24 protein-coding genes are annotated in these 21,966 nt (G+C 35.2%); 20 read left to right on the plus strand and 4 right to left on the minus strand.

Features of this window, described 5'->3' with window-relative positions:
• Positions 1–277 precede the first annotated feature (277 nt).
• The 5 genes from ACPYKA_RS06660 to coaD all read left to right on the plus strand — a co-directional run bounded on the left by ACPYKA_RS06660 (position 278) and on the right by coaD (position 3,345).
• Positions 278–1,336 carry a CAP domain-containing protein gene (locus tag ACPYKA_RS06660; RefSeq protein ID WP_479541567.1) on the plus strand — a complete coding sequence of 353 codons (1,059 nt, stop codon included), beginning with the start codon at positions 278–280 and terminating at the stop codon, positions 1,334–1,336.
• A 63-nt stretch (positions 1,337–1,399) separates the two neighbouring features.
• Positions 1,400–1,849: a YlbF/YmcA family competence regulator gene (locus ACPYKA_RS06665; protein ID WP_479541568.1), complete on the plus strand. Its 450-nt coding sequence runs from the start codon at positions 1,400–1,402 to the stop codon at positions 1,847–1,849.
• Positions 1,850–1,891: 42 nt separating this feature from the next.
• Positions 1,892–2,167: a YlbG family protein gene (locus ACPYKA_RS06670; RefSeq protein ID WP_479541569.1), complete on the plus strand. Its 276-nt coding sequence runs from the start codon at positions 1,892–1,894 to the stop codon at positions 2,165–2,167.
• Positions 2,168–2,294: 127 nt separating this feature from the next.
• Entirely contained in the window at positions 2,295–2,861 is a 567-nt protein-coding gene (gene rsmD / locus ACPYKA_RS06675; protein ID WP_479541570.1) for a 16S rRNA (guanine(966)-N(2))-methyltransferase RsmD, read from the plus strand.
• 1 nt (position 2,862) lies between these two features.
• Entirely contained in the window at positions 2,863–3,345 is a 483-nt protein-coding gene (coaD, locus tag ACPYKA_RS06680) for a pantetheine-phosphate adenylyltransferase (protein ID WP_336260146.1), read from the plus strand.
• A gap of 14 nt (positions 3,346–3,359) precedes the next feature.
• Here the strand turns inward: coaD and ylbJ are convergent, their stop codons facing one another.
• The gene (gene ylbJ, locus ACPYKA_RS06685) at positions 3,360–4,556 is read right to left on the minus strand and encodes a sporulation integral membrane protein YlbJ (RefSeq protein ID WP_479541571.1); all 1,197 of its coding nucleotides are present in this window, start codon (positions 4,554–4,556) and stop codon (positions 3,360–3,362) included.
• 258 nt (positions 4,557–4,814) lie between these two features.
• Here ylbJ and ACPYKA_RS06690 point away from each other — a divergent pair, with 258 nt between their 5' ends.
• On the plus strand, positions 4,815–5,852 hold the full coding sequence (locus ACPYKA_RS06690; RefSeq protein ID WP_479541572.1) for a SepM family pheromone-processing serine protease: 1,038 nt from the start codon (positions 4,815–4,817) through the stop codon (positions 5,850–5,852).
• On the opposite strand, the gene ACPYKA_RS06695 is transcribed toward ACPYKA_RS06690, so the two are convergent.
• Entirely contained in the window at positions 5,813–7,048 is a 1,236-nt protein-coding gene (locus tag ACPYKA_RS06695) for a nucleotidyltransferase (RefSeq protein WP_479541573.1), read from the minus strand. The genes ACPYKA_RS06690 and ACPYKA_RS06695 overlap by 40 nt on opposite strands.
• A 244-nt stretch (positions 7,049–7,292) precedes the next feature.
• Here ACPYKA_RS06695 and ACPYKA_RS06700 point away from each other — a divergent pair, with 244 nt between their 5' ends.
• From ACPYKA_RS06700 to ACPYKA_RS06715, 4 genes are all read left to right on the plus strand, one after another.
• Positions 7,293–7,823, plus strand: a complete 531-nt coding sequence (locus ACPYKA_RS06700; protein WP_479541574.1) for a YceD family protein — start codon at positions 7,293–7,295, stop codon at positions 7,821–7,823.
• A 38-nt stretch (positions 7,824–7,861) separates the two neighbouring features.
• A complete protein-coding gene (gene rpmF / locus ACPYKA_RS06705; RefSeq protein WP_479541575.1) occupies positions 7,862–8,035 on the plus strand; it encodes a 50S ribosomal protein L32 in 174 nt (57 codons plus the stop codon).
• Positions 8,036–8,526: 491 nt separating this feature from the next.
• Positions 8,527–8,949, plus strand: a complete 423-nt coding sequence (locus ACPYKA_RS06710) for a DUF6932 family protein (protein ID WP_479541576.1) — start codon at positions 8,527–8,529, stop codon at positions 8,947–8,949.
• Positions 8,942–9,364 (plus strand): helix-turn-helix domain-containing protein, encoded by a 423-nt coding sequence (locus ACPYKA_RS06715; RefSeq protein ID WP_479541577.1) that lies wholly within the window; start codon positions 8,942–8,944, stop codon positions 9,362–9,364. Before ACPYKA_RS06710 ends, ACPYKA_RS06715 begins: the two co-directional genes overlap by 8 nt.
• On the opposite strand, the gene ACPYKA_RS06720 is transcribed toward ACPYKA_RS06715, so the two are convergent.
• Positions 9,365–9,490 (minus strand): hypothetical protein, encoded by a 126-nt coding sequence (locus ACPYKA_RS06720; RefSeq protein WP_479541578.1) that lies wholly within the window; start codon positions 9,488–9,490, stop codon positions 9,365–9,367.
• Positions 9,491–10,529: 1,039 nt separating this feature from the next.
• Between ACPYKA_RS06720 and ACPYKA_RS06725 the strand changes: the two genes are divergently transcribed.
• Positions 10,530–11,282, plus strand: coding sequence for an enoyl-CoA hydratase/isomerase family protein (locus ACPYKA_RS06725; RefSeq protein ID WP_479541579.1), 753 nt, complete (start codon positions 10,530–10,532; stop codon positions 11,280–11,282).
• Positions 11,283–11,399: 117 nt separating this feature from the next.
• Positions 11,400–11,867: an RsfA family transcriptional regulator gene (locus ACPYKA_RS06730; RefSeq protein ID WP_479541580.1), complete on the plus strand. Its 468-nt coding sequence runs from the start codon at positions 11,400–11,402 to the stop codon at positions 11,865–11,867.
• Positions 11,868–11,905: 38 nt separating this feature from the next.
• Here the strand turns inward: ACPYKA_RS06730 and ACPYKA_RS06735 are convergent, their stop codons facing one another.
• Entirely contained in the window at positions 11,906–12,439 is a 534-nt protein-coding gene (locus ACPYKA_RS06735; protein ID WP_479541581.1) for an N-acetyltransferase, read from the minus strand.
• A gap of 172 nt (positions 12,440–12,611) precedes the next feature.
• Between ACPYKA_RS06735 and ACPYKA_RS06740 the strand changes: the two genes are divergently transcribed.
• From ACPYKA_RS06740 to ACPYKA_RS06775, 8 genes are all read left to right on the plus strand, one after another.
• Positions 12,612–13,499, plus strand: a complete 888-nt coding sequence (locus tag ACPYKA_RS06740; protein WP_479541582.1) for a 2-dehydropantoate 2-reductase — start codon at positions 12,612–12,614, stop codon at positions 13,497–13,499.
• A complete protein-coding gene (locus ACPYKA_RS06745; protein ID WP_479541583.1) occupies positions 13,499–13,897 on the plus strand; it encodes a DUF3397 domain-containing protein in 399 nt (132 codons plus the stop codon). Before ACPYKA_RS06740 ends, ACPYKA_RS06745 begins: the two co-directional genes overlap by 1 nt.
• 75 nt (positions 13,898–13,972) lie before the next feature.
• Positions 13,973–15,610 (plus strand): bacillithiol biosynthesis cysteine-adding enzyme BshC, encoded by a 1,638-nt coding sequence (gene bshC / locus ACPYKA_RS06750; protein ID WP_479541584.1) that lies wholly within the window; start codon positions 13,973–13,975, stop codon positions 15,608–15,610.
• Positions 15,611–15,771: 161 nt separating this feature from the next.
• Positions 15,772–16,203, plus strand: a complete 432-nt coding sequence (gene mraZ, locus ACPYKA_RS06755; protein WP_479541590.1) for a division/cell wall cluster transcriptional repressor MraZ — start codon at positions 15,772–15,774, stop codon at positions 16,201–16,203.
• Between the two features lie 15 nt (positions 16,204–16,218).
• Positions 16,219–17,157, plus strand: a complete 939-nt coding sequence (gene rsmH, locus ACPYKA_RS06760; RefSeq protein ID WP_479541585.1) for a 16S rRNA (cytosine(1402)-N(4))-methyltransferase RsmH — start codon at positions 16,219–16,221, stop codon at positions 17,155–17,157.
• 31 nt (positions 17,158–17,188) lie between these two features.
• Positions 17,189–17,554, plus strand: a complete 366-nt coding sequence (ftsL, locus tag ACPYKA_RS06765) for a cell division protein FtsL (RefSeq protein ID WP_479541586.1) — start codon at positions 17,189–17,191, stop codon at positions 17,552–17,554.
• A gap of 36 nt (positions 17,555–17,590) precedes the next feature.
• The gene (locus tag ACPYKA_RS06770; RefSeq protein ID WP_479541587.1) at positions 17,591–19,753 is read left to right on the plus strand and encodes a penicillin-binding protein; all 2,163 of its coding nucleotides are present in this window, start codon (positions 17,591–17,593) and stop codon (positions 19,751–19,753) included.
• Between the two features lie 92 nt (positions 19,754–19,845).
• Complete coding sequence (locus tag ACPYKA_RS06775; protein ID WP_479541588.1) at positions 19,846–21,774, plus strand: stage V sporulation protein D; 1,929 nt, start codon at positions 19,846–19,848, stop codon at positions 21,772–21,774.
• Positions 21,775–21,966 lie beyond the last annotated feature (192 nt).

Here is a 21,966-nt window from a genome sequence, read left to right on the forward strand (position 1 = left end):
TGTGATGACTTCCGTGTTGCCCACAGGACGTGGGCGGTTTTAACGGAAGATCCCCTGCTGCATTTAGATACATGAGCCGCGGAGAAACAAGCCAACGAAGAAATTCGCAGTGTTATTTTTACCGGACTTTTTGAACATCCTCTATAATAATGATAGTTGAAATAAACATAACTTGCAATAAAATATATCAACAGTTCAAGATGTTGACGAAATTTGTTACAAAACGAAGGGTTAATAAAACTTATCGTTGGGAATACAATGATGTATGGAGGTTATTATGAGAAAATTATTTATTTTTGTATCATTATTTTTATTACTTATTATTGGTGCTTATTTTATCCTAGATGATGATTTTTTATCAAAAGAAATTGCTATTTTTGATACATATGAGGAACTGCCAAAGTTAAAGTCCAATCAAACTACAAAAGAAACGAAACAACTGTTAAAAGGTGACTTATTCGATTTCATGAATAAGACAAGCAAGGAGATTGAAAAAGAACTGGGAGAACCATTACGGAAGGATTTAACCCCTTATGGCTATACATGGTGGGTTTATACGGATGAGCAAACAAATTTGATTCAATTTGGGATAGCTGATGAAGATGATACGGTTCAAACGATCTTTGCTACAGGTGAGGGGGTTCAAAGTGAGCCTTTTAAAATCGGAGCAGATTATGAAGATATAGAAAAAAACTTCGAATTTAAAAATAAAGTGACTTATCAACCAGGTCTGTCTTTTTATACATTTTTGTTAAATGAAACAGATTTGAAAATGACTCCACTAGTGAAACTATCTGAGGATACTTTTGTTCAATTATATTTTGATACTTTTACGAACCAACTTTCCTCTGTTCGGGTTTTAACAGGAGAAACGCTTATAACACAGCGTTTTTATGAAATGGAGTACCGAGGAAATTTACCAGAAGAACCTTACTTATCGGAAGCAGATTGGAAGGAAATTGAACAAGGTATGGAGCAACAAATTTTTGATTTAACGAATATTTATAGGTATCAACACGGGGGATCACCATTAATTAAAGATGAGCAAGTTGCGGAAGTAGCTTATTTGCATAGTAAAGATATGTTTGAAGAAAATTATTTCTCTCATTATAGTCAAGATGGCAGTGGTTTAAAAGAACGGTTGGAAAAGAAGGAAGTATACTATTTATCTGCTGGTGAAAACATTGCTGCACAACATACCGATGCACCTGCTGCTGTAGAAGGTTGGCTTAATAGTGAGGGACATAGAGAGGCATTGCTTAATGATGATTATACACATCTTGGTGTAGGAGTTCACCGATACTACTATACACAAAACTTTTTGTTAAAGCCATAAGCACGCAGTACGGTTCACTTTATATTTAAAGCGTGGTAAAATAGTGCTATGGGGGTACGAAAAATGATAGCAACTTTAGAGTATATAGATATCCTTGATAAAACGGATGGTTTATCAAAGATGATTATTGCCTCTGATGTAATGAATGAGTACCAAAATGCTTACAATACATTACAGAATGATAAAGAGGCACAGCAACTAATACGTACGTTTAATCGTATGAAAGAACATTACGAAGATGTGCAACGTTTTGGAAGATACCATCCTGATTATAATGAAATAATGAAAAATGTTCGTAGCGCAAAAAGAAAAATGGATATGAATTCTAGTGTCGCTGCGTTTAAAATAGCAGAACGGAATTTACAGAGTTTCTTGGATGAAATTAGTGAACAAATTGCACATAGTGTTAGTGAGCATATTATCGTTCCCAAGGATGGGTTAGCATTGGCTGAAAGTGGTTGCTCTTCAGGAGGATGCAGCAGCGGTGGTTCTTGTGGATGTCAAGCATCCTAATACATATTCTGTGAAATATATTACTTGATTAGGAGTATAGAGATGCAAAATAGTCGACAAGGGATAATCGTGTGGTTCGCACACCGTAGAAATTTGAAGCATATAAAAAAATACGGGAATGTTATTTATGTATCGAAAAAGATGCGCTATGCGATTTTATACGTAAACCAAGACGAGATTGACAAAAAGGAAGAAGATTTATTAAAATTACCTTTTATTTCAAAAGTTGATAGATCATATAAACCGTTTCTCAAAACAGATTTTGAAAACGCTCGTCCAGATAAAGCAAAATTATACGATTATAAAATGGGGATTTAACCTTTGTAGAAATTCTGCAAAGGTTTTTCTAATTATTGTTCGGTTACTGTTTTACTTAAACATTGATAATTGTCTATTTCTTTTCTAAAATAGATAATATCTTGTTAGCTTTAGGCGAGGTGTACAAATGCGTGTAATTGCAGGTGAATTTAAAGGCCGACATCTGAAGGCCGTCCCTGGTTCAAACACAAGACCAACAAGTGATAAGGTAAAAGAATCCATTTTTCATATGTTGGGTCCTTTTTTCGAAGGAGGACTTTGTCTTGACTTGTTTGCTGGTAGTGGATCTTTAGGAATTGAAGCGGTTAGTAGGGGAATGGACAAGGTTATTTTTATCGAAAAATCCTCTGTTGCCATCCGAATGATACATAAAAATGTGGAGATGCTGAAAATAGAGTCCCAATGTGAGATTTATCGTAATGATGCTTTTCGAGCGCTCCAAATCTTATCGAAAAAAAATCTCCAGTTTGATTTAATCATTCTTGATCCCCCGTATGATAAAGGACTTTATCAAAAAGTAATCGATTACATAGCGGAAAAGGATCTGTTACAATCAAAAGGAAAACTGTATATAGAACATCGGCCAGAACAAAAAATTTCTTACAACATCGAAAGATTTGAACGTCTTACTGAAAAAAAATACAATGAAACGATAAGCATCACGATTTTACAAAAAAAGTCAAGGGGGAAGTAAAATGGAAAAGAAATTAGCAATTTGTCCGGGAAGTTTTGATCCAATTACTAACGGTCATTTGGATATTATCCAAAGGGGAGCAAAAGTTTTTGATGAGGTAATCGTGACTATTTTTAACAATCAATCAAAAACACCGCTTTTTTCAGTTGAAGAACGTATATATTTAATTGAAGAATCAACAAAAGACATCCCTAATGTTACAGTTGATGTCTCAGATGGACTTTTAGTTGATTATGCACGTGAACAGAAAGCCCATGCCGTTTTGCGTGGTTTACGAGCAGTGAGTGATTTTGAATTTGAAATGCAAATTACGTCGATGAATAAAAGACTTGAACCTGAAATTGATACATTTTTTATGATGACGAATAACCAATATTCATTTTTAAGCTCTAGTATCGTGAAAGAAGTTGCGAAATACCATGGGAATATTAGTGACTTAGTTCCGAAAATTGTGATGGAAGCATTAACTGAAAAATTTAAATAATCGTATTTAGAAGATTAACTTTTTATTAATCGTTTACCTAATATACATACAGCAAGAAAAGTACTTCCGATGGTAATAATTGGACCTATGCTGGTTAGATATTCAAGTAGCTGGTAAGAATGGTTACTTTTTTCTATGGCAATTGCGTCTTCAATGGTTAATTTATTTTCGAAATATGTTTTATATAAAATTATCGTAAATAAACAAGCGATTACCGCATGTAGCAGCCTTGCAAAAAAATAAGGTAAAAAGCGGATATCTGTTTTTGCAAGAATGCTTGCAACTTGTGCTTGAATAGAAAATCCGTTAAAACCTAAAATAAAACTGATTACTGCCAGTTGAATAACTAACGGGATGCCTGTTAATTTTGAAATCATCTCAATTCCCATTGTCATTTCAAATATCCCTGTGATTACAGGTACCGTTATTTCGACTGGAACTTGTAAAATTAGAAGTACTGGATTTATAATCGCTGAGATTAAATCGGTAACATGGATAACATTAAGCAATGTTGTTATTACAGAAAAAAGCATAATGAAACCACCAACCATTATTAATGATTGAATGGATGATATAACTGCATCCCCAAGGATTTGACCAATAGGCCGATCGTCTTTTAATCTTGTATCATGCATTTTTCGAAATGCTCTAATTATTAAGTTTTTATGGGATTTTAGTTTTATCTTTTGCTTGTCTCGTTGTTTGCCATAAAATCGCATACAAATTCCTACAATCATATTACTAACATAATGGCAAACTGCAATTAACAGGCCAAGTTCGGCATTATGCAAAAATCCGACAGCAATCGCACCAAAGATGAATAATGGACTTGATGCATTGGAAAATGATACAAGTCTTTCCGCTTCGATTCGGGAAATTTCTTCTTTTTCCCTTAAAGAAGCGCTTATTTTTGCGCCGGACGGATAGCCACTAGCCATCCCAACCATCCAAGCAAAACTTCCAACACCCGGTACATTAAAAATAGGACGCATGATTGGTTCAAAGAGTACACCAACAAATTGGACGATACCGAAACTAATTAATAATTCAGCCATAATAAAAAATGGTAGTAAGGATGGAAATACAACTTCTCCCCATGTGTGAAGTCCTCGAATACTTGCATGAAGGGACTCTTCAGGGTATAAAATTAAAGATAAAGTTAATAACAGAGTAGAAAGTGCTAGAAAAATTGTTTTAAACTGTTGACCCAATGAATTACCTCCTTCGAAATAGGAAGAAAATGCTGGTAATAGAAATATACTTGTCTTTTCTACTATACGCGAATACTATACTTGTTTATGATATATATTTGTATTAGGCTTTTTTTGGCAGATAAGAAAGAAAACTTTCTTGACTCGCTCACTAGCTAAAAGCTCAGGCGTCCTGTCTCAGGCGTCCTGTCTCAGGCGCCAGTACTAGCACGTCAATCACTCGTAAGTTTTCTAAAGTTGAAATAGTGGAAGGTGACGATGATGCGGATTTCAAAAAGAACGGTAATTTATTCTTTAATGATAAGTTTAATTTTTTTCTTATTAATTACTTATGATCTCCCCTATTATATTTATAAACCAGGGCATGCTGATAGTTTAGAAAACATGGTGGAAATTGATAATGGTGTTGAAGCGAAGGGAGACCTGCATTTAGTAACTGTAAGTGGGGGACAAGCTACGCCAATTGGGTTTTTACTTGCGAAACTCCGTGCCTTCCATGAGATTATTCCTATTGAAGAAGCGAGGCCAGAAGGGATTTCAGATGAAGAATATATGCGACATCAAATGATGCTAATGGAGAATTCCCAACAATCATCAACCGTTGTTGCATACCGGGCTGCAGGTGCAGAATATACAATTGAACAAAAAGGTTTATATATTGTTGGTGTCGTTGAAAATATGCCTGCAGACGGCATTTTGCAACCAGGTGATAGAATTAACAAAGTCGACGATCAAGAAATGAAAGAAGCAAATGATTTAGTGGACTATGTACTTTTAAAAAAACCCGGCGAAAAGATAAAATTTGAGATCGATCGAGATGGTAAACAATTGACCGAATTTATTGAAGTAGTATCATTTCCTGATGATAACGAAAAGGTCGGGATAGGCATTCAGTTGGTCACGGAACAGAAAGTAACAGTGGATCCACCAGTATATATTAAAAGCGGTAATATCGGTGGCCCCAGTGCTGGTTTGATGTTTGCACTTGAAATATACAATCAATTAACAGAAGAAGATATTACAAAAGGATACCACATTGCAGGCACCGGAGAAATTGATTTTGAGGGTAATGTAATTCGAATCGGTGGAATTGATAAAAAAGTGGTCGCAGCTGATCGAGAAGGGATTGAAATCTTTTTCGTACCAAATGAGAACGGGGAAAAAGATTCCAATTATGAAGTTGCCAAAGAAACAGCCAAAAAAATAAATACCTCTATGAAAATTGTTCCAGTCGATACGTTTGACGATGCCCTTAGCTATTTGAAACAGCTTGATCCTAAAGAACATGCTTCATAAAAAATTGGTAATTTAAATTCTTGCGTACGTAATTGACTTCGAAGTTTGGCGGGAAGAACACTGTAATAAACATGCGTAGCTTTTTCATCTAAATAAAGCAGCGTACGAGTTTGTTTATTTAGATTTGTAATAATTGGCACATCGATGTTTTTCTTATTGGCGTTTAAATAAGCTTGTCCTTTTTTTGACATCCCTAAAAGCCGAATATATGGTATTTTCTCCGTTTGAACAATTGAAGCAATAGCTTTTTTCGTCGTATTTGTTAAAATATGTACAAATATCCGTTGCAAGCGAACTTTTGTATATCGTTTCGTTTTTATTTTTTCTAGCCAGTCATGAAACGAAATTGCTTTTTCAGCTGTTTTTCTAATCCGGTGTTCCAATCCTTCTGTAACACCGTGAATATTACTTAGTTCTTCTTTTGTCATCGTCATAACGCGATAATGGAGTAATGGAAAATAATGTTCCCATGAATGCCAAAGAGTTGATTTGTCTATATATGTTTGCAGTTGGATCAAGCTTTCAGCAGGCAACGTATCGGTTATTTTAGACGAGATTCCAGTCTTACTTAACTCTTTACGAATACTAGTTGCACTGGCAATCTCGTTGGTGATTTTTTCGTCATGATAATGGTTATTAATTCGTTTCGTTGTCAGAGGTTTAATTGGAAGATTATTTTCTATAATCGTTTTAACATAACTAAGTCCAAGGATGTTGTTTGGTTGGATCATATCCATACTATTCATTCCAATAGCGTTATAAGCTTTACTGCTTGCTTCTGGAAATGCAAAACCTTGTTCTAAGAAGGAGCGCAATGTTTCGTCATAAAGCGATTTGTTTTCTTGTAATTTGGTGACACTATTTATAAAAGGTTCTATCTTGCCGGATTCACTTCCAAAACAAATTGAGGAAACATGCAGTTCATTTAGCGTATACAATGCTCCTTTAGCAAAAAGCGCACTACTTTGAACAGCAAATGGATAGGGCAACTCAATTACCATATCTGCTCCAGCAGAAAGAGCGGCTTTTGTACGGTGAAATTTATCGATGATCGCAGGTTCCCCGCGTTGTAAAAAAGAACCACTCATAATTGCGATTATACAATTTGCTTTTGAAACTTTTTTGGCTTGTTTTAAATGATACAGATGGCCATTATGAAAGGGATTATATTCAACGATTACCCCACATGCTTCCATAAAAACAGCTCCTCATCAGTGATTAACATAATTGTAGCAAAGCACGGGGGAAACAGACAAATATCTTAGTCCCCATTATATCTTCCGCATGACATTAGCTGAAGTAACATAAGAAAATTGGCTACGTTATATGTCTATGTTAACTTGCAAATAAAAGGGGGCTATATGAAAAGATTGTTTCAAAATGGTTGACAAAAAGTGAATTTCCTTTTAAAATAACTCTTGTTGCCTAGAGGTGATAATAATGAAGTTTTCGACAATGGAAATAAGGAATAATGCATTTGATGGACCTTTTATGTTTGATGAAATTGTCGACGTATCGGAATTAGAAACGTTAAACAATGACATTAAACAAATTGATCCTGTCAGAGTCAAAGGAATGTGTACAATAGATAAAGATGAATTCATTTTTTCTCTGTCAATTAAAGGTAAGATGATTTTACCTTGTGCACGTACTTTAGTAGATGTAACCTATCCTTTTGATTTCGAGGCGACAGAGATTTTTTCTACATCTGATAACCTTGATGAAAAGGACGAAGAGGATGGTGTACATCCGCTCACTGAAGAAACGATTGACTTGACACCGTATATAAAGGAAAATATTATTCTGGAAACTCCTTATCGTGTTTTTTCCAATGAAAAAGCACTGGAAGAAGGAGAAGGCTGGACGTTTTATGAACAAGAGCAATATGAAGCCGAAAAAGAAAACACGATTGATCCTCGTTTAGCGAAATTACAAAATTTATTAGATAATAATAAGCGAAAACAAGAATAATCGTTTGATTTAGTTTAAGTTTGAAGGAGGTGTACGTCATGGCTGTACCTAAAAGAAGAACTTCCAAAAAAGTAACAAAACAACGTCGTACTCATAAAAAATTACATGTACCTGGTTTAATTGAATGTTCAAACTGTGGTGAATTAACAAAACCTCACCATGTATGTAAGTCTTGTGGGCATTACGATGGAAAAGAAGTAGTAGAAAACTAAGAAAAACAGATCACAATTAATGTGGTCTGTTTTTTTGTTGCTGAGGAAATTATAAAATTCTATCGCTATGGATAGGTTTCGTTGCAGGAATAGCCAGTCCGGCTCCATCGCTAAAGCGTTAGCGTGCTTTCACCTTGGTAGTTTTGTTTAACTAAATGACCTATTTGTTGAGCAATTATGTAATTATTTTACCGCATCGAATACAAATGTAACTATAATCCTTCTAACAAACGTCGATTTATTAATTGCCCATTGACAGAAAGTAAAACATTGCGTATTATAAAATTAACAAATGATTTAAGTTAACAATTATGTTTAGTTATAAAGTGTAATTTTCATCATTAAAGGGAGAGTAACAAATGTCACTATATTTCAATGATGATGGAGTTTTACCACCTCGGGATTATCCAATGACCATCGAACAATTAAAAAAATCATTATTAGTAGAATGACCGGGATATGGTTATCCGTGGGATCATCAAAAACGTTTAATGTTAGTGAACAATTTAAGTATTTTAGTAAATCAACTGTATACAGTCGGAATCCGTGAAATTTTTGTTAATGGATCCTTTGTTGAAGATAAGGCTAGTCCAGGCGATATTGATGGTTACTTTGTTGCTGACCCGAACACACTTCCAAATATAGTAAAAGAATTAAATAAACTGGATCCACATAAAGTGTGGACCTGGGATTGGAATAATAGAATTTATGATCGTAACTCTGCAAAACCTCAATTACCTATGTGGCACCATTATAAGGTAGAGTTATATCCTCATGTAGGGCAAGGATGTGGAATTTTTGATGAAAATGGAAACGAGCAAATTTTTCCGGCAGCATTTAGAAAAACTCGTGATACATTCTTGCCAAAAGGTATTATTCAAATAATGAAAGAAGGAGTGAAAAGTTATGATTAAAAACGAATCCGCATATCAAAAAGCTGTTGAAAAACTAGAAAAAGACCAAAAATTTATTGCCAGTGAAAAAAAACGTTTTGAAGAAATGGGTTTAAGTCCTGAACAAATTGAAATGGCTGTACAACCTTTAATATCATTCCATGAACAGTTAAAAGCAGAAGTAGAGTATTATGAAAAAATTAAGCGTGGTTCATTTAATCCAATATATAAATTCACTGATATCGGGAAAACTCTTATTGCATATAGAATATATCTAGGAATGACACAGGCTGAGTTAGCAAAAAAGTTAGAAGTTAGTGAATCTCAAGTATCAAGAGACGAAAGACACGAATACTACGGAGCAACTACCGAGAAAGTTGAAGCCGTAATGGAAGCAATGGGAATGAAAACTATTATAAATATTGAAGTTATTTAATTAAATTCTGTCGATTTTGGATGTTTTATTTCTTGTGGTTTTCTTTATATATCCTTCAAGATATTTGCCAATAGTTCTACGATCAACTTCCAATTCTCTACCTAATTGACTTTCATTAGTTTTCATGTTTGAACTCTCCAATAATATTTTTAATTTTGGCAAGTCCGTAAGACAATTAATTTCTACATCTGCATTAATATTAGTTGTATATGTACAATATTCATCCCCAAATATTATGCATTATTCATTTTAAACAGAGGATTAGTTGTCCTTATGCCCTTGGGCGAAAGTCAACATCGACTTACGCTTTAAGGAAGGCCGATTAAAAACAGGCTTTGCGCCTAACATCGGCACACTCCTATGAAGGAGCGTGTTTCCTACATCTCCTACGGTTCAGTCCAGCACATACGCCATTAAACGGGCACTTCTGCCTTTGTTCCTTCTATAATAAAAGTAATAGATATGTTATGATTATGTATAAAATATTATGAATTCAATTTTCGCATCGTAAATTTAACGATTAGCAATGGTTTACCAAAGCAGGGGTAAAGTGTATGCACAAATTGATTTCAGCTTAACAGTCTAGCTATAACAAGGTATTTTCGTCATTTACGTAGTTTTTCATTTAAGTATTTCCATAAACTGTGCAGTAAAGTTGGATAGTAATTGTCCTTCGCTACGGAAATACACTGCGCTTTCCGTGGGCGGCTGTTGAGCCCCCTTGTGCTACGCACTGCGTGGTCTCACCGAGGCCTTTCCTCCCACAGGAGTCTCCGTGTATTTCCTTCGCTGGGTGTGCCTGGTAAACATCTCTATACAGTTTAGTACTACTATCATAATGGTTGATTGAAGCGGAGGACAGTTGACTCCTGCGGGAACAGCACGTGTCCGAAGACCCCGCAGCGGTGTTCTTCCGCGAGGAGGCTGAGGCCGTGCCCGCGGAAAGCAACTGTCCGCAGCGGAAATCAACGCTACTGTGACTAGGGTTTAAGTTTTCACTACTGCTCAGCATCCTTCAACTGTGGGGGACAGGCTATGGTAGCAAGCATAATTAAAATCCTTCAAGCAAATTGTTGTAAGAATCCTAAGTTGAATCTTATTACCCGTTTCGTCTGAGCTAAGAGATGCGAAAATTGAATTATTTAGAAGTAAAGAGGAGATTTATTTGAATAACTTAATTACATATGAAGAAAAAGAATACGGTATTATATTGCTAAATCGACCAGAAAAAAGAAATGCTATTTCAGTTGAAATGGCAAAGGAATTATCAAGAATTTTAGAAGAAATTAAAGAACGGCAAATTAAGTTTTTAGTAATTAAAAGTGCAGGAGATTCCGTGTTTTGTGCCGGAGGTGACTTAACTGACTTCCACGGTGCTCTCGATGAAGAGGAAGCTTACCGGACATTACATACTATGAAGCAAGTGTTGTTCCAAATAGTAACATTTCCCGTTCCGACAATAAGTTTGTTACAAGGAATTGCACTAGGTGGTGGTTGTGAACTTGCAACTGCTTGCGATATTCGAATAGCTAAAGAGGGCACCAAATTTGGCTTTATCCAATCCAACTTAGGAATTTTACCTGGGTGGGGCGGAGGAGCATTACTTTATGAGAAGGTTCATCCTAGTTTTGCCTTACAATGGTTAACGGAAGGAAAAATGTACGATACAACGTTACTTAAGCAAAAAGGCTGGATTCATAATATCGTACCAGCCAACGAATGGGAAAACGAAATGGAGTTATTACGTGATTATTCAAGTAAAACAGTTGAACAAATGGTGTATCTGAAAAGTCAATATATAGAATCATTATCAGTACCGACGCTAATGGAAAAAATGGAAAAAGAATCTGCCAGATGTGCTAGTCTTTGGACATCGGTGGAACATAAACAGGCAGTTCAACAATTTCAAAATAAATAATAAGAATTCATACGAGAATTTACTATTTATTATTAGATATTTTTTAAAAATCGCTCCTTCTATTCTATCAGTCAAAATTCTTGCATACATTGATAGAAATAGTGGAGGAGGAGAATGATGAACAGGCCAAGGCAAGATGCATGGACAAAAGATGAGGACATTCTGCTTGCAGAAATCGTACTTCGTCATATACGTAGTGGTAAGACCCAATTAGAGGCATTTAAAAAGGCTGGGGAAGCTTTATCACGAACTCCAGCTGCATGTGGATTCAGATGGAATGCTTCACTAAGAAAACAACATACAGAAGCGATTAACTCGGCTAAAAATAACCGTAAGCAGTCTTTATATGAAAAAGCGACAACAATAAATTTAGATGAAAGGCATACGATAGAATCAGCAATCTCGATGTTGGAAAGAGTGAAAAATCATGTGGGAAAATCACAGGAGAGTTTTTTAGAAGAGCAGCAGCAAGTTATTTTTCAGCTGCAAGAGGAAAATAAGCGACTAGAAGAGGAAGTAAAACGGTACCGTGAAGCATGGACAGAAATGAAAAGTTTATGGGAATGGATTGAAAATAAAAAATGAACATTAATTTGATTAATGTTCATTTTTATTTTTGATATTTAGTTTGAAATATCAGCTTCCCCAGAAGGATGTTTATCTTTTGGAATATTATGAGGAGCTTGAATTGCTTCTTTTACACCCTCTGGCATCCAAATATAAGGGTTTTCTCCTAAGTCTCTTTCTAAATTGTAGGACGCCATTTCAAAGCCCATTTTTTCCCAAAAGTTATGAGAATTAATAATTGGATTCGTTTTAATAGGTAATTGGAAACTTTTTGCATAATCTACTAGCATTTTACCGTAGCCTCTATTTCGATAATCAGGTAAAACTTCGAGTTTAAATAAAACTAAATAATCTTGAGGTGGATTAAAATAGTGATCGTACTCTTTTGATCTTTCATAAAGACTCATTCTTGCTACTAGATTATTACCGTAGTAAATTCCATAAAACGGTGATTTAGTATCGTTCTCAACAATTTCATTTTGCAGATCTTCTAACATGGACAATTCCTGGTTTCCATATGCTTGAAATCGCTTAAAATCTTCTAAAGTCTTATAGTTGACTAAAAGTCTTTCTACTTTTACACCTGCCATATAAGATCCTATCCTTTCCAAATACATGTTGTTTATCTCTTTTATTTATTATAGTATAAATAATTGTATAATGTAATATATCGAAAAACTCAACTGATACATTTTTTCTATAGGAATGTATATAATTTTTTTATAAGTGTTATTCGAACACTTATGATAAGGTGAGGGTAAAATGAAAATTGGCATTATCGGTGGGGGATCCATCGGTTTACTATTGAGTGGTTATTTGGCTGACGCTCATCAAGTAACATTATATGTAAAAAGGAAGCAACAAAAAGAACGAATTGAATCTCAGAAATTACATGTATTAAAAGCTTCTATTCCTTATAAGCAAGCATCTATTTCAGTAAAACTTGTGTCAGAGGTAGAAAAAGAAGATTGTTACCTTATTTGTGTTAAACAGTCTGAAATAAATCAACTTATACCGGTTATTGAAAAAATAAATAGGTCCATTCCCATTATCTTTTTACAAAATGGAATGGGACATCTTGAGAAAGTGAATCATATTTCAAATTCAATTTATGTTGGCGTAATTGAGCATGGCGCAAGTCGACTAGCTGATAATCGAGTAGATCATTTAGGTAGAGGAAATATAAAGATAGCTACCTACAGAGGTGAACATAAAGAACTCAACTATCTAGTTAATCAATTACACAGTGAAGAATTCCCATTTGAGATGAAGAATAACTGGGAAATGTTATTGAAAGAAAAATTAATTATTAATGCCGTTATTAACCCTTTAACAGCATTATTAAATGTACCCAATGGTTCAATTATTCACAACGAATTTATCCGTAATTTAGCCAAAAGCTTATGCAAAGAAGCAGCGAGTGTATTAAACTTGGATGAGGAATTGTCTTGGGAGCGAGTCACACAAACGGCGACAAATACCAGAGAAAATACATCCTCCATGCGAGCCGATATTCTAAATAATAGAAAAACAGAAATTGAAGCTATCTCCGGATATATTTTAAACGTAGATAAAAGAAAATTGTTGCCTTACACAACATTTGTATATCATAGTATTTTGGCTAAAGAGAAAGAAGGAGAAAATTGTTGATGATTCAACAGCTTATACATAATCATGTATTTATTTTTTTACTTGTATTTCCAGTCATATCCACGATAGTAGTATTTTATATGAGTAATTTTATATTTAAACATAAGTGGAAAGCGATTCATTTTACGGTGCAATGGACAGCTATATTTTATATTATTGCAGTTGTTCTCTTATTAGAAAAACTGTTAAATCAAGCCGTTGTAGGAATCATGTTAATCATTTTAATTACTGTATTATCAATCATATTAATTTTTCAGTGGAAACGTCATACAGAAGTTAATTTAAGAAATGGTTTAAAAGTATTGACACGCTTAAGTTTTTTAGTCTTTGGTATTATTTACTCAATCTTAATTTCATATGAAATTATTCAAGGAATGTATATCAAATATTTTCATTGAAACAGATTACATGCAATGATACCTCTTTTCCGATACAATACAGATGGATAAATTAAATTAAAGGAGTATGCGTTCATGCGGATCAAGCCCATCCAATTACAAGAAACAAATCAATTAGTTCAAGATTACTTAAACCAAGATAACGATATTCAAAGCTATTTTGATTATCTACCTTTTGAAGCTGGTAAAGAACGATTAGCGGATTTACAGAAACGTTCTTTTCAGCGAGAAGCATTGGTGGATACATTACATAAACTGAACGCAGATTGGGATGCACCACAAGAAACATTTGAGCAAATTGAACGATTGAGAAATGCGAATAGTGTGGTTGTTATTGGTGGACAGCAGGCGGGTTTAATGACAGGGCCAATGTATACATTGAACAAAGTTATTTCAATTCTTGCACTTGCAGAAGAAAAGGAAAAACAATTAAACATACCGGTCATTCCAGTGTTTTGGATTGCAGGTGAAGACCATGATTATGATGAAATTAATCATATTTATTCAAGTAAAGATACCAAGCTTTATAAGCATACTTCTCCCCAACAGTTATACCTTAAAAAATCAATTTCTTCTGTTAGGATAGAAAAGGAAAAAACGGCAGAATGGATTAAGCATGCTTTTCACGATTTAAGGGAAACGGAACATACAAAATCTTTATATGAATGTATCCAATTGTGCTTACAAAAGTCAACGTCTTATGTCGACTTTTTTGCACGACTTATTTTCATGTTATTTCCAAATCAAGGTATCGTGTTGATAGATTCAGCCCATCCCGATGTGAGGAAATTAGAAAGAAATGCGTTTAAACAATTAATTTACCGTCAATCTGAAATTTCTAGTTCCGTATATAATGCGGTTCAAAAGCTGCAGCAAAAAGGCTATGCACTATCTTTAGAGGCTGAGATAGATGATGCCCATCTTTTTTATCATGATACGAATAATGAAAGAATCTTACTTAAACGAGAGGGCGATCTTTGGGTCGGAAAAAACGAGGAGTTAGTATTAACTACTGATCAATTGATCCAAACGGCAGAAGAAGAACCAGAGAGGCTTAGCAATAATGTTGTAACTCGACCGATTATGCAAGAAACATTATTTCCAACACTGGCCTTTGTTGGCGGAGATGGAGAAATTAGTTATTGGGCAGCATTGAGGGGTGCATTCCGAGCATATGACGAAAATCTTCATGTCCCTCCGGTTTTTCCAAGGTTGAAATTCACATATATTACAAATAGAATTGAGAAGCTTTTAAAAACAAGGGTATTAGAACCAGAGCACGTACTTGAACATGGAGTGGATGATGTTAAAATAAATTGGTTGATGACCCAAGAAACGCCGCCAGTTGAAACAGTATTTGATAGTGTTAAAGGAAAAGTTGATAAACTACATTTCCCACTGCAACAACTAGCTGAAACCATTAGTCCGGATCTAGCTAATGAAGCTCGGAAAAATATTCGTCTGATTCAAAATCAATTAGCTTATTTAGAAAATAAAACAAAGTTAAAATTAGAAGAAAGATATGAATTAGAACTAGAACAATACACGGAAATTGGTAATCAATTAAAACCAAATCAGCTGCTTCAAGAACGAGTATGGAGTCCGCTCCCATTTATAAACGAATATGGAATTGAATTTATTAATAAATTATTGGAAAAAGAATTGTCTTTTCATGAAAATCACTTTCTAGTGTATTTAAATTCATACTTATAGTAGTCTTCACTCTCACTAGTCCTAAGATTAGTGAGAGTTTTTTTTGATTGCAAAATAGTTGAAAAGACCTATTAACCTAAAAAGTAAAAATTTCCATAAAAAACAGGTGGTAGATTGTGGGGGATTGTGGTAGAATAGGGACATGGAAGTGGTGAATGGACATGTTTATGGGAGAATATCAACATAACATTGATGCCAAAGGGCGTATGATTGTCCCTGCAAAGTTTCGCGAAGGGCTTGGTGAGAGCTTTGTTTTAACTCGTGGACTTGATAAATGTTTATTTGCCTATCCAATGGAAGAATGGAAAATATTAGAGGAAAAACTAAAAAAACTACCACTTACTAAAAAAGATGCACGAAGCTTCACACGTTTTTTCTTTTCTGGTGCCGTTGAATGTGAAGTGGACAAGCAAGGGAGAATAAATATACCGCAAACACTTAGAAATTATTCTAAAATAGAAAAGGAATGTGTCGTAATCGGAGTTTCCGGACGTGTAGAAGTATGGGCTAAAGAAATCTGGGAAGATTACTTCACAGAGTCGGAAGAATCATTTGCCGAAATTGCGGAAAATTTAATGGACTTTGATATATAAAAAGTAGGTGGAAGTATGAATAAACATGAAAGTGTTTTAAAGAGGGAAGCGATTGAAAGTCTAGAAATAAAGGGAAATGGAACATATATTGATTGTACACTCGGTCGGGCAGGACATGCGAGTGGAATTGTATCGAAACTAAATAAAGACGGGCTCTTAATCGGTTTTGATCAAGATATCGAGGCGATTAAGGCAGCGAAAGAAATATTGCCTGATGATCGTACATTATTAATTCATGCAAATTTCAGACATTTAAAAGCAGAGCTTGAGAAAAAGCAGATACATAATGTAGACGGGATTTTATTTGATTTAGGTGTATCCTCTCCCCAGCTCGATCAAGGAGAACGGGGATTCAGCTATCAACATGATGCCAAACTTGATATGCGAATGGATCAAAGGGCAGATGTAACAGCATATACAATCGTTAATACATGGACATATGAACAGTTAATCAAAATTTTTTTTACATATGGTGAAGAAAAGTTTTCGAAACAAATAGCCCGAAATATTGAACGACAAAGAGAGAAAAAAGCAATAGAAACAACGCATGAACTAGTTGAAATAATTAAAGATTCCATCCCGGCTCCTGCAAGACGATCAGGAGGCCATCCAGCAAAGCGGGTATTTCAAGCGATCAGAATTGCCGTTAATGATGAACTTGAAAGTTTCAATGATGCTCTACATCAAGCTGCAGATGTTGTTTCAATTGGGGGAAGAATTTCTGTAATTACTTTTCACTCATTAGAAGACAGAATTTGCAAACAAGTTTTCCAAAAGTTGAGTACAGAAAAACAAGTTCCTAGAGGTTTACCAATTATTCCGGAAGAATTTAAAGCACCATTCAAACGGATCACGAAAAAGCCGATAACACCGACTGAGGATGAAATAACACATAATCGCAGAGCTCGATCTGCAAAGCTAAGAGTAGTCGAAAAAATGAAAGATTTACAATGATTAATATAAATTCGAGGAAGGATGAGGGATAATGAATTCGAATCATGCCAAAAATTGGCAGCATGACTATCAGCAGCCAAGTAAACAACAACAAAAAAAGATCGTTGTACGAGTTAAGAAAAAAGCTTGGATAACAAAAGGTGAAAAGGTTATTTATGCTTTCTTTGGGATTTTACTACTTTGCGTAGGAATTTATATGGTATCCTTTTCTTCTTCAACTGATAAGTTGAATCGAGAATTACAAACGTTAGAACATCAAGTAAACCAACAACAACTGCAAAATGAAAGTTTATATTTTGAAGTAAAGGAGTTAAGTAAGCCTGAAAGAATTACACAGATTGCAAAAGAGAATGGTTTAAAAATTCAGGATGCGAAAGTCAAACGGGCTTCCAATTAAATAATTAATTAATCCATTAAGGTAAGGTTGAAAACAATGAAAAAAAATAAAAGTACAAATATAGTTGCCAGCTTACTGATGATTTTTTTCATGTTTCTTTTTCTCATTGTTTCCGGTAGATATATTTATATTCAGGCAACTGGAGTCGTTAGCGATGTGTCTTTAACAGAATGGGCAAAAGATAAACGAGAAACTTCCGTTGTCCTTCCTGCTGAACGGGGAGAAATATACGATCATAGTGGGATGACTCTAGCGTATAACCGTCCGGCATATCGAATATACGCTATACTTGATCCTGAATATTCAACGAATCAAAAGGAGCCAAAGCATGTAGTTGATCCCCAAAAAACTGCAGAGAAGCTGGCTCCTTTCTTAGATTTAGAGGAAACAGAAATACGGGAAAAAATTGAAAAAGGCATCGAAGAAGAAAGGTTCCAAGTAGAGTTTGGTAAAACTGGTAAAAATCTTTCTCAACAGACGATGGAAGAAATTAAATCATTAAATTTACCGGGAATTTACTTTCTGGAAGAGGCAATTCGCTATTATCCAAATGGGATGTTTGCTTCTCATATTATTGGCTTTGCACAGGAAGATGAGGAAACAGAAGAGCTAACAGGAATTACAGGAGTTGAAAATGCAAAGAACAAACTATTAGGCGGAACAGATGGCTTTTTACAATATCAACGAGATCGATATAATAAGAAGTTGGTAGATCCAAAAGAGGTCGTTCAAAAGCCTGAAGACGGACATGATATTTATTTAACGATCGATCAAAAGATTCAAACTCTATTAGAGGATGCTCTGTCACAAGTTGATGAGAAATATGATCCAGAACGGATAACAGCTGTAGTAATGGATCCTAAAACAGGTGCTATTCTTGCACTAGGAAACAGGCCGAGTTTTAATCCGAATAATCCTGAAGATGTAGAAAATTGGTATAATGATGTTATTTCAACACCATTTGAACCAGGTTCAACGACCAAGATGTTCACATGGGCTGCTGCAATTGATTCGGGAAATTATAATGGCAATGAATATTTTCAGTCAGGCCGATATGTTGTAAATGAAAAAATTGAGCCGATCAATGATCATAATCAAGGAGCCGGCTGGGGATCAATTACGTTTGATGAAGGATTTCGTCGTTCATCGAATGTGGCAGCATCGAAACTAGTTTGGGAGAAAATTGGTGCAGAAACATTTTTAGAGTATCTGGAACGATTCGATTTTGATAAAAAAACAGATATAGATTTACCGAATGAGGTAGCTGGGAAAATTTTATATAACTGGCCCTCTGAAAAATTAAGAGCTGCATTTGGTCAAGGGAGCACTACTACACCAATTCAGCAAGTAAAAGCAGCTTCGGCTATTGCAAATAAAGGCAAGATGGTTAAACCATACGTCATTCAAAAAATTGTCGATTCAAATACGGGAGACGTTATAGAGGAGAAAGAGCCCGTTGTCGTTGGTGAACCAATATCGGAAGAGACCGCTGCACAGATGTTAGACCTTTTAGAATCAGTTGTTAATTCAAAAGATGGAACTGGAAAACCTTACCGTTTAGATGATTATACGGTAGCAGGAAAAACTGGTACAGCTCAAATTCCGAATTCAAATGGAAAAGGTTATTTAAGAGGAAGTCACAATAATATTTTTTCATTTCTTGGCATGGCACCAAAAGATGACCCGCAGTTAATCATGCACGTATCTGTAAAACAGCCAAAATTAGAACCAGGGGAATCAGGCTCAGAACCCGTTTCATTTATTTTTAACAATGTTATGGAAAATGGGTTACATTATATGAATATTGAACCTGATAAAGAGACAGAACAATCGACTGCTGAGACGGAGACATTTCCAGAAGTACTTAATAAAGATGTAAACACAGTAACAAAACAATTAGAGAAAACAGGTGCAAATATAACGGTTATTGGTAATGGAGAAAAAATCGTAGCGGCAAATATTGCTGAAGGAGATAAATTTTTCCCGAACCAAAGAATAATGTTGCTAACAGATAAGCCGACAATGCCCGACATAATTGGATGGTCACATCGTGATGTTTTATCATTAGCAAATTTATTAGAAGTTAACGTCGAAACATCTGGGGTTGGATATGTTAAAAAACAGTCCATAAAAGAGGATAAAAAAATTGATGACAAGACGACGTTAAAAGTAGAACTCGCTCCTCCTGTTGATGACTAAAGTTTTCTAACAATTTGCTCGCTGAAAATCGTTCTAATTAAATCAAAAATTCATATAGTAGATACAAGCTAATAAACATAAGGAGTTTTTTTATGAAAAAGCATGTATCTACTTTTATGGTTAAAAAAAGAATAATTTTTACTTTCTTGCTCTTTGCTTTTATTATTGTTGTCATACTCATTCGTCTAGGGTACGTCCAATTTGTTATTGGACAAGAAATAACGGACAAGGCGACGGAATCTTGGTTAAGAGATATTACGTTTCGTGCTGATCGTGGAAATATACTCGATGCAAACGGCAATGAATTAACAAAAAACATTTCCGCACCTTCTGTTATTCTCATACCGAGACAAATTACTGAGAAAGAAAAAACGGCAAAACATTTAGCAAAAATACTTGATTTAACCGATAAAGAAGCCTATGAGTATGTTACAAAAAATGCTTCTAGTGTGGAAATTCACCCAAAAGGTAGAAAAATTTCCGAAGAACAAGAGGAACAATTGGAAGTATTAAATTTAGATGGAGTTTATTTAGCGAAAGATTCAAAAAGACATTATCCATATGATGACTATTTATCCCATGTGCTCGGATTTACCGGAATTGATAATCAGGGATTAATGGGACTTGAATTAGAATATGATGAAAAGCTAAAAGGGACAAGTGGTAGTTTGTCCTATTATTCTGATGCAAAAGGAGGACAAATAAAAGATTCTGCGAATGTGTATAAGCCGCCAAAAGACGGTTTACACTTAAAGACAACGATAGATTTAAATGTTCAGACGATTATTGAAAGAGAACTAGATCTTGCTGAACTAAAATATAATCCTGATGGGGCTCTAGCGATAGCTGTCGATCCCAAAACTGGTGGAGTGCTCGGCATGTCAACTCGACCTAATTTTCATCCATCTAGATATACAGAAGTAGATCCACATATTTTCGATCGTAATTTACCTATTTGGAGTACGTTTGAGCCTGGTTCGACATTTAAGATTATAACACTTGCAGCTGCACTAGAAGAAGAGCTTATTGATCTTGAAAAAGATGCATTTCATGATCAAGGTCATGTTATGGTTGGTGGTGCTAGACTTAGATGTTGGAAAGCAGGGGGGCATGGAAGTCAAACAATGCTTGAAGTTGTTCAAAACTCCTGTAACCCTGGTTTTGTTCATATTGGCTCTAAACTAGGAGACAAAAAACTGTTTAATTATATTCGTAAATTTGGTTTTGGATCAAAAACTGGTATTGATTTACAAGGTGAGGGTACAGGAATTTTGTTTAAGCCTGAGCAAGTTGGTCCAGTGGAACTTGCAACGACATCTTTCGGACAAGGAGTTTCCGTCACCCCTATCCAACAAGTGATGGCAGTTGCAGCAACGATAAATGGTGGATATTTATATGAACCTTTTATAGCTAAAGAGTGGATTGATCCTGTTACAAATGAGGTAGTTGAAAAAACAGAACCAACCTTAAAAGAAAGGGTAATTTCGGAGTCGACATCCGAACAGGTACGCAATGCACTAGAAAGTGTAGTAGCAAAAGGGACAGGTCGTCCAGCTTATGTGGATGGATACCGAATAGGAGGAAAAACTGGAACTGCCCAAAAAGTTGGTTCAGACGGTAGATATATGGCTAATAACCATATTGTATCGTTTATTGGTTTTGCTCCCGCTGATGATCCAAAGATTGTCGTTTTAGTAGCAATCGATAACCCGAAAAATACGATACAATTTGGTGGAGTTGTTGCAGCGCCAATTGTCGGAAGAGTGATTGGTGATAGCTTACGTACACTTAATGTTCCACCTAGGAAAGACGAAATTGAAAAAGAGTATGTGTGGCCGGAACAACCAAAAGTACGGGTACCTGATTTAGTTGGATTAACGAAAGACGATCTTATCCAAGATTTATCTAACTTTACCATTGAAGTTCATGGGGAAGGAGAGCGAATACTTGACCAATCTCCAGAGGCTGGAACGAAAGTAGAAGAAGGCGCTAAAATAAGAGTCTATTTATCTAATAAATAAATGTTGAAAATAATTAATTTCTGTTATAATAGAGGATGTTCAAAAAGTCCGGTGAAAATGACACTGCGAATTTCTTCGTTGGCTTGTTTCTCTGCTCCTTGAAAAAGGAAAGCACTTTTTCTGCGTGCAAGAACGTATGCTCATGTATCTAAATGCATACATTCCGCTGCTCGAAACTGCGCCGCCTCGAAC

Source organism: Pseudogracilibacillus amylolyticus (SeqCode) (assembly GCF_051918545.1).
Taxonomy (GTDB): domain Bacteria; phylum Bacillota; class Bacilli; order Bacillales; family Amphibacillaceae; genus Pseudogracilibacillus.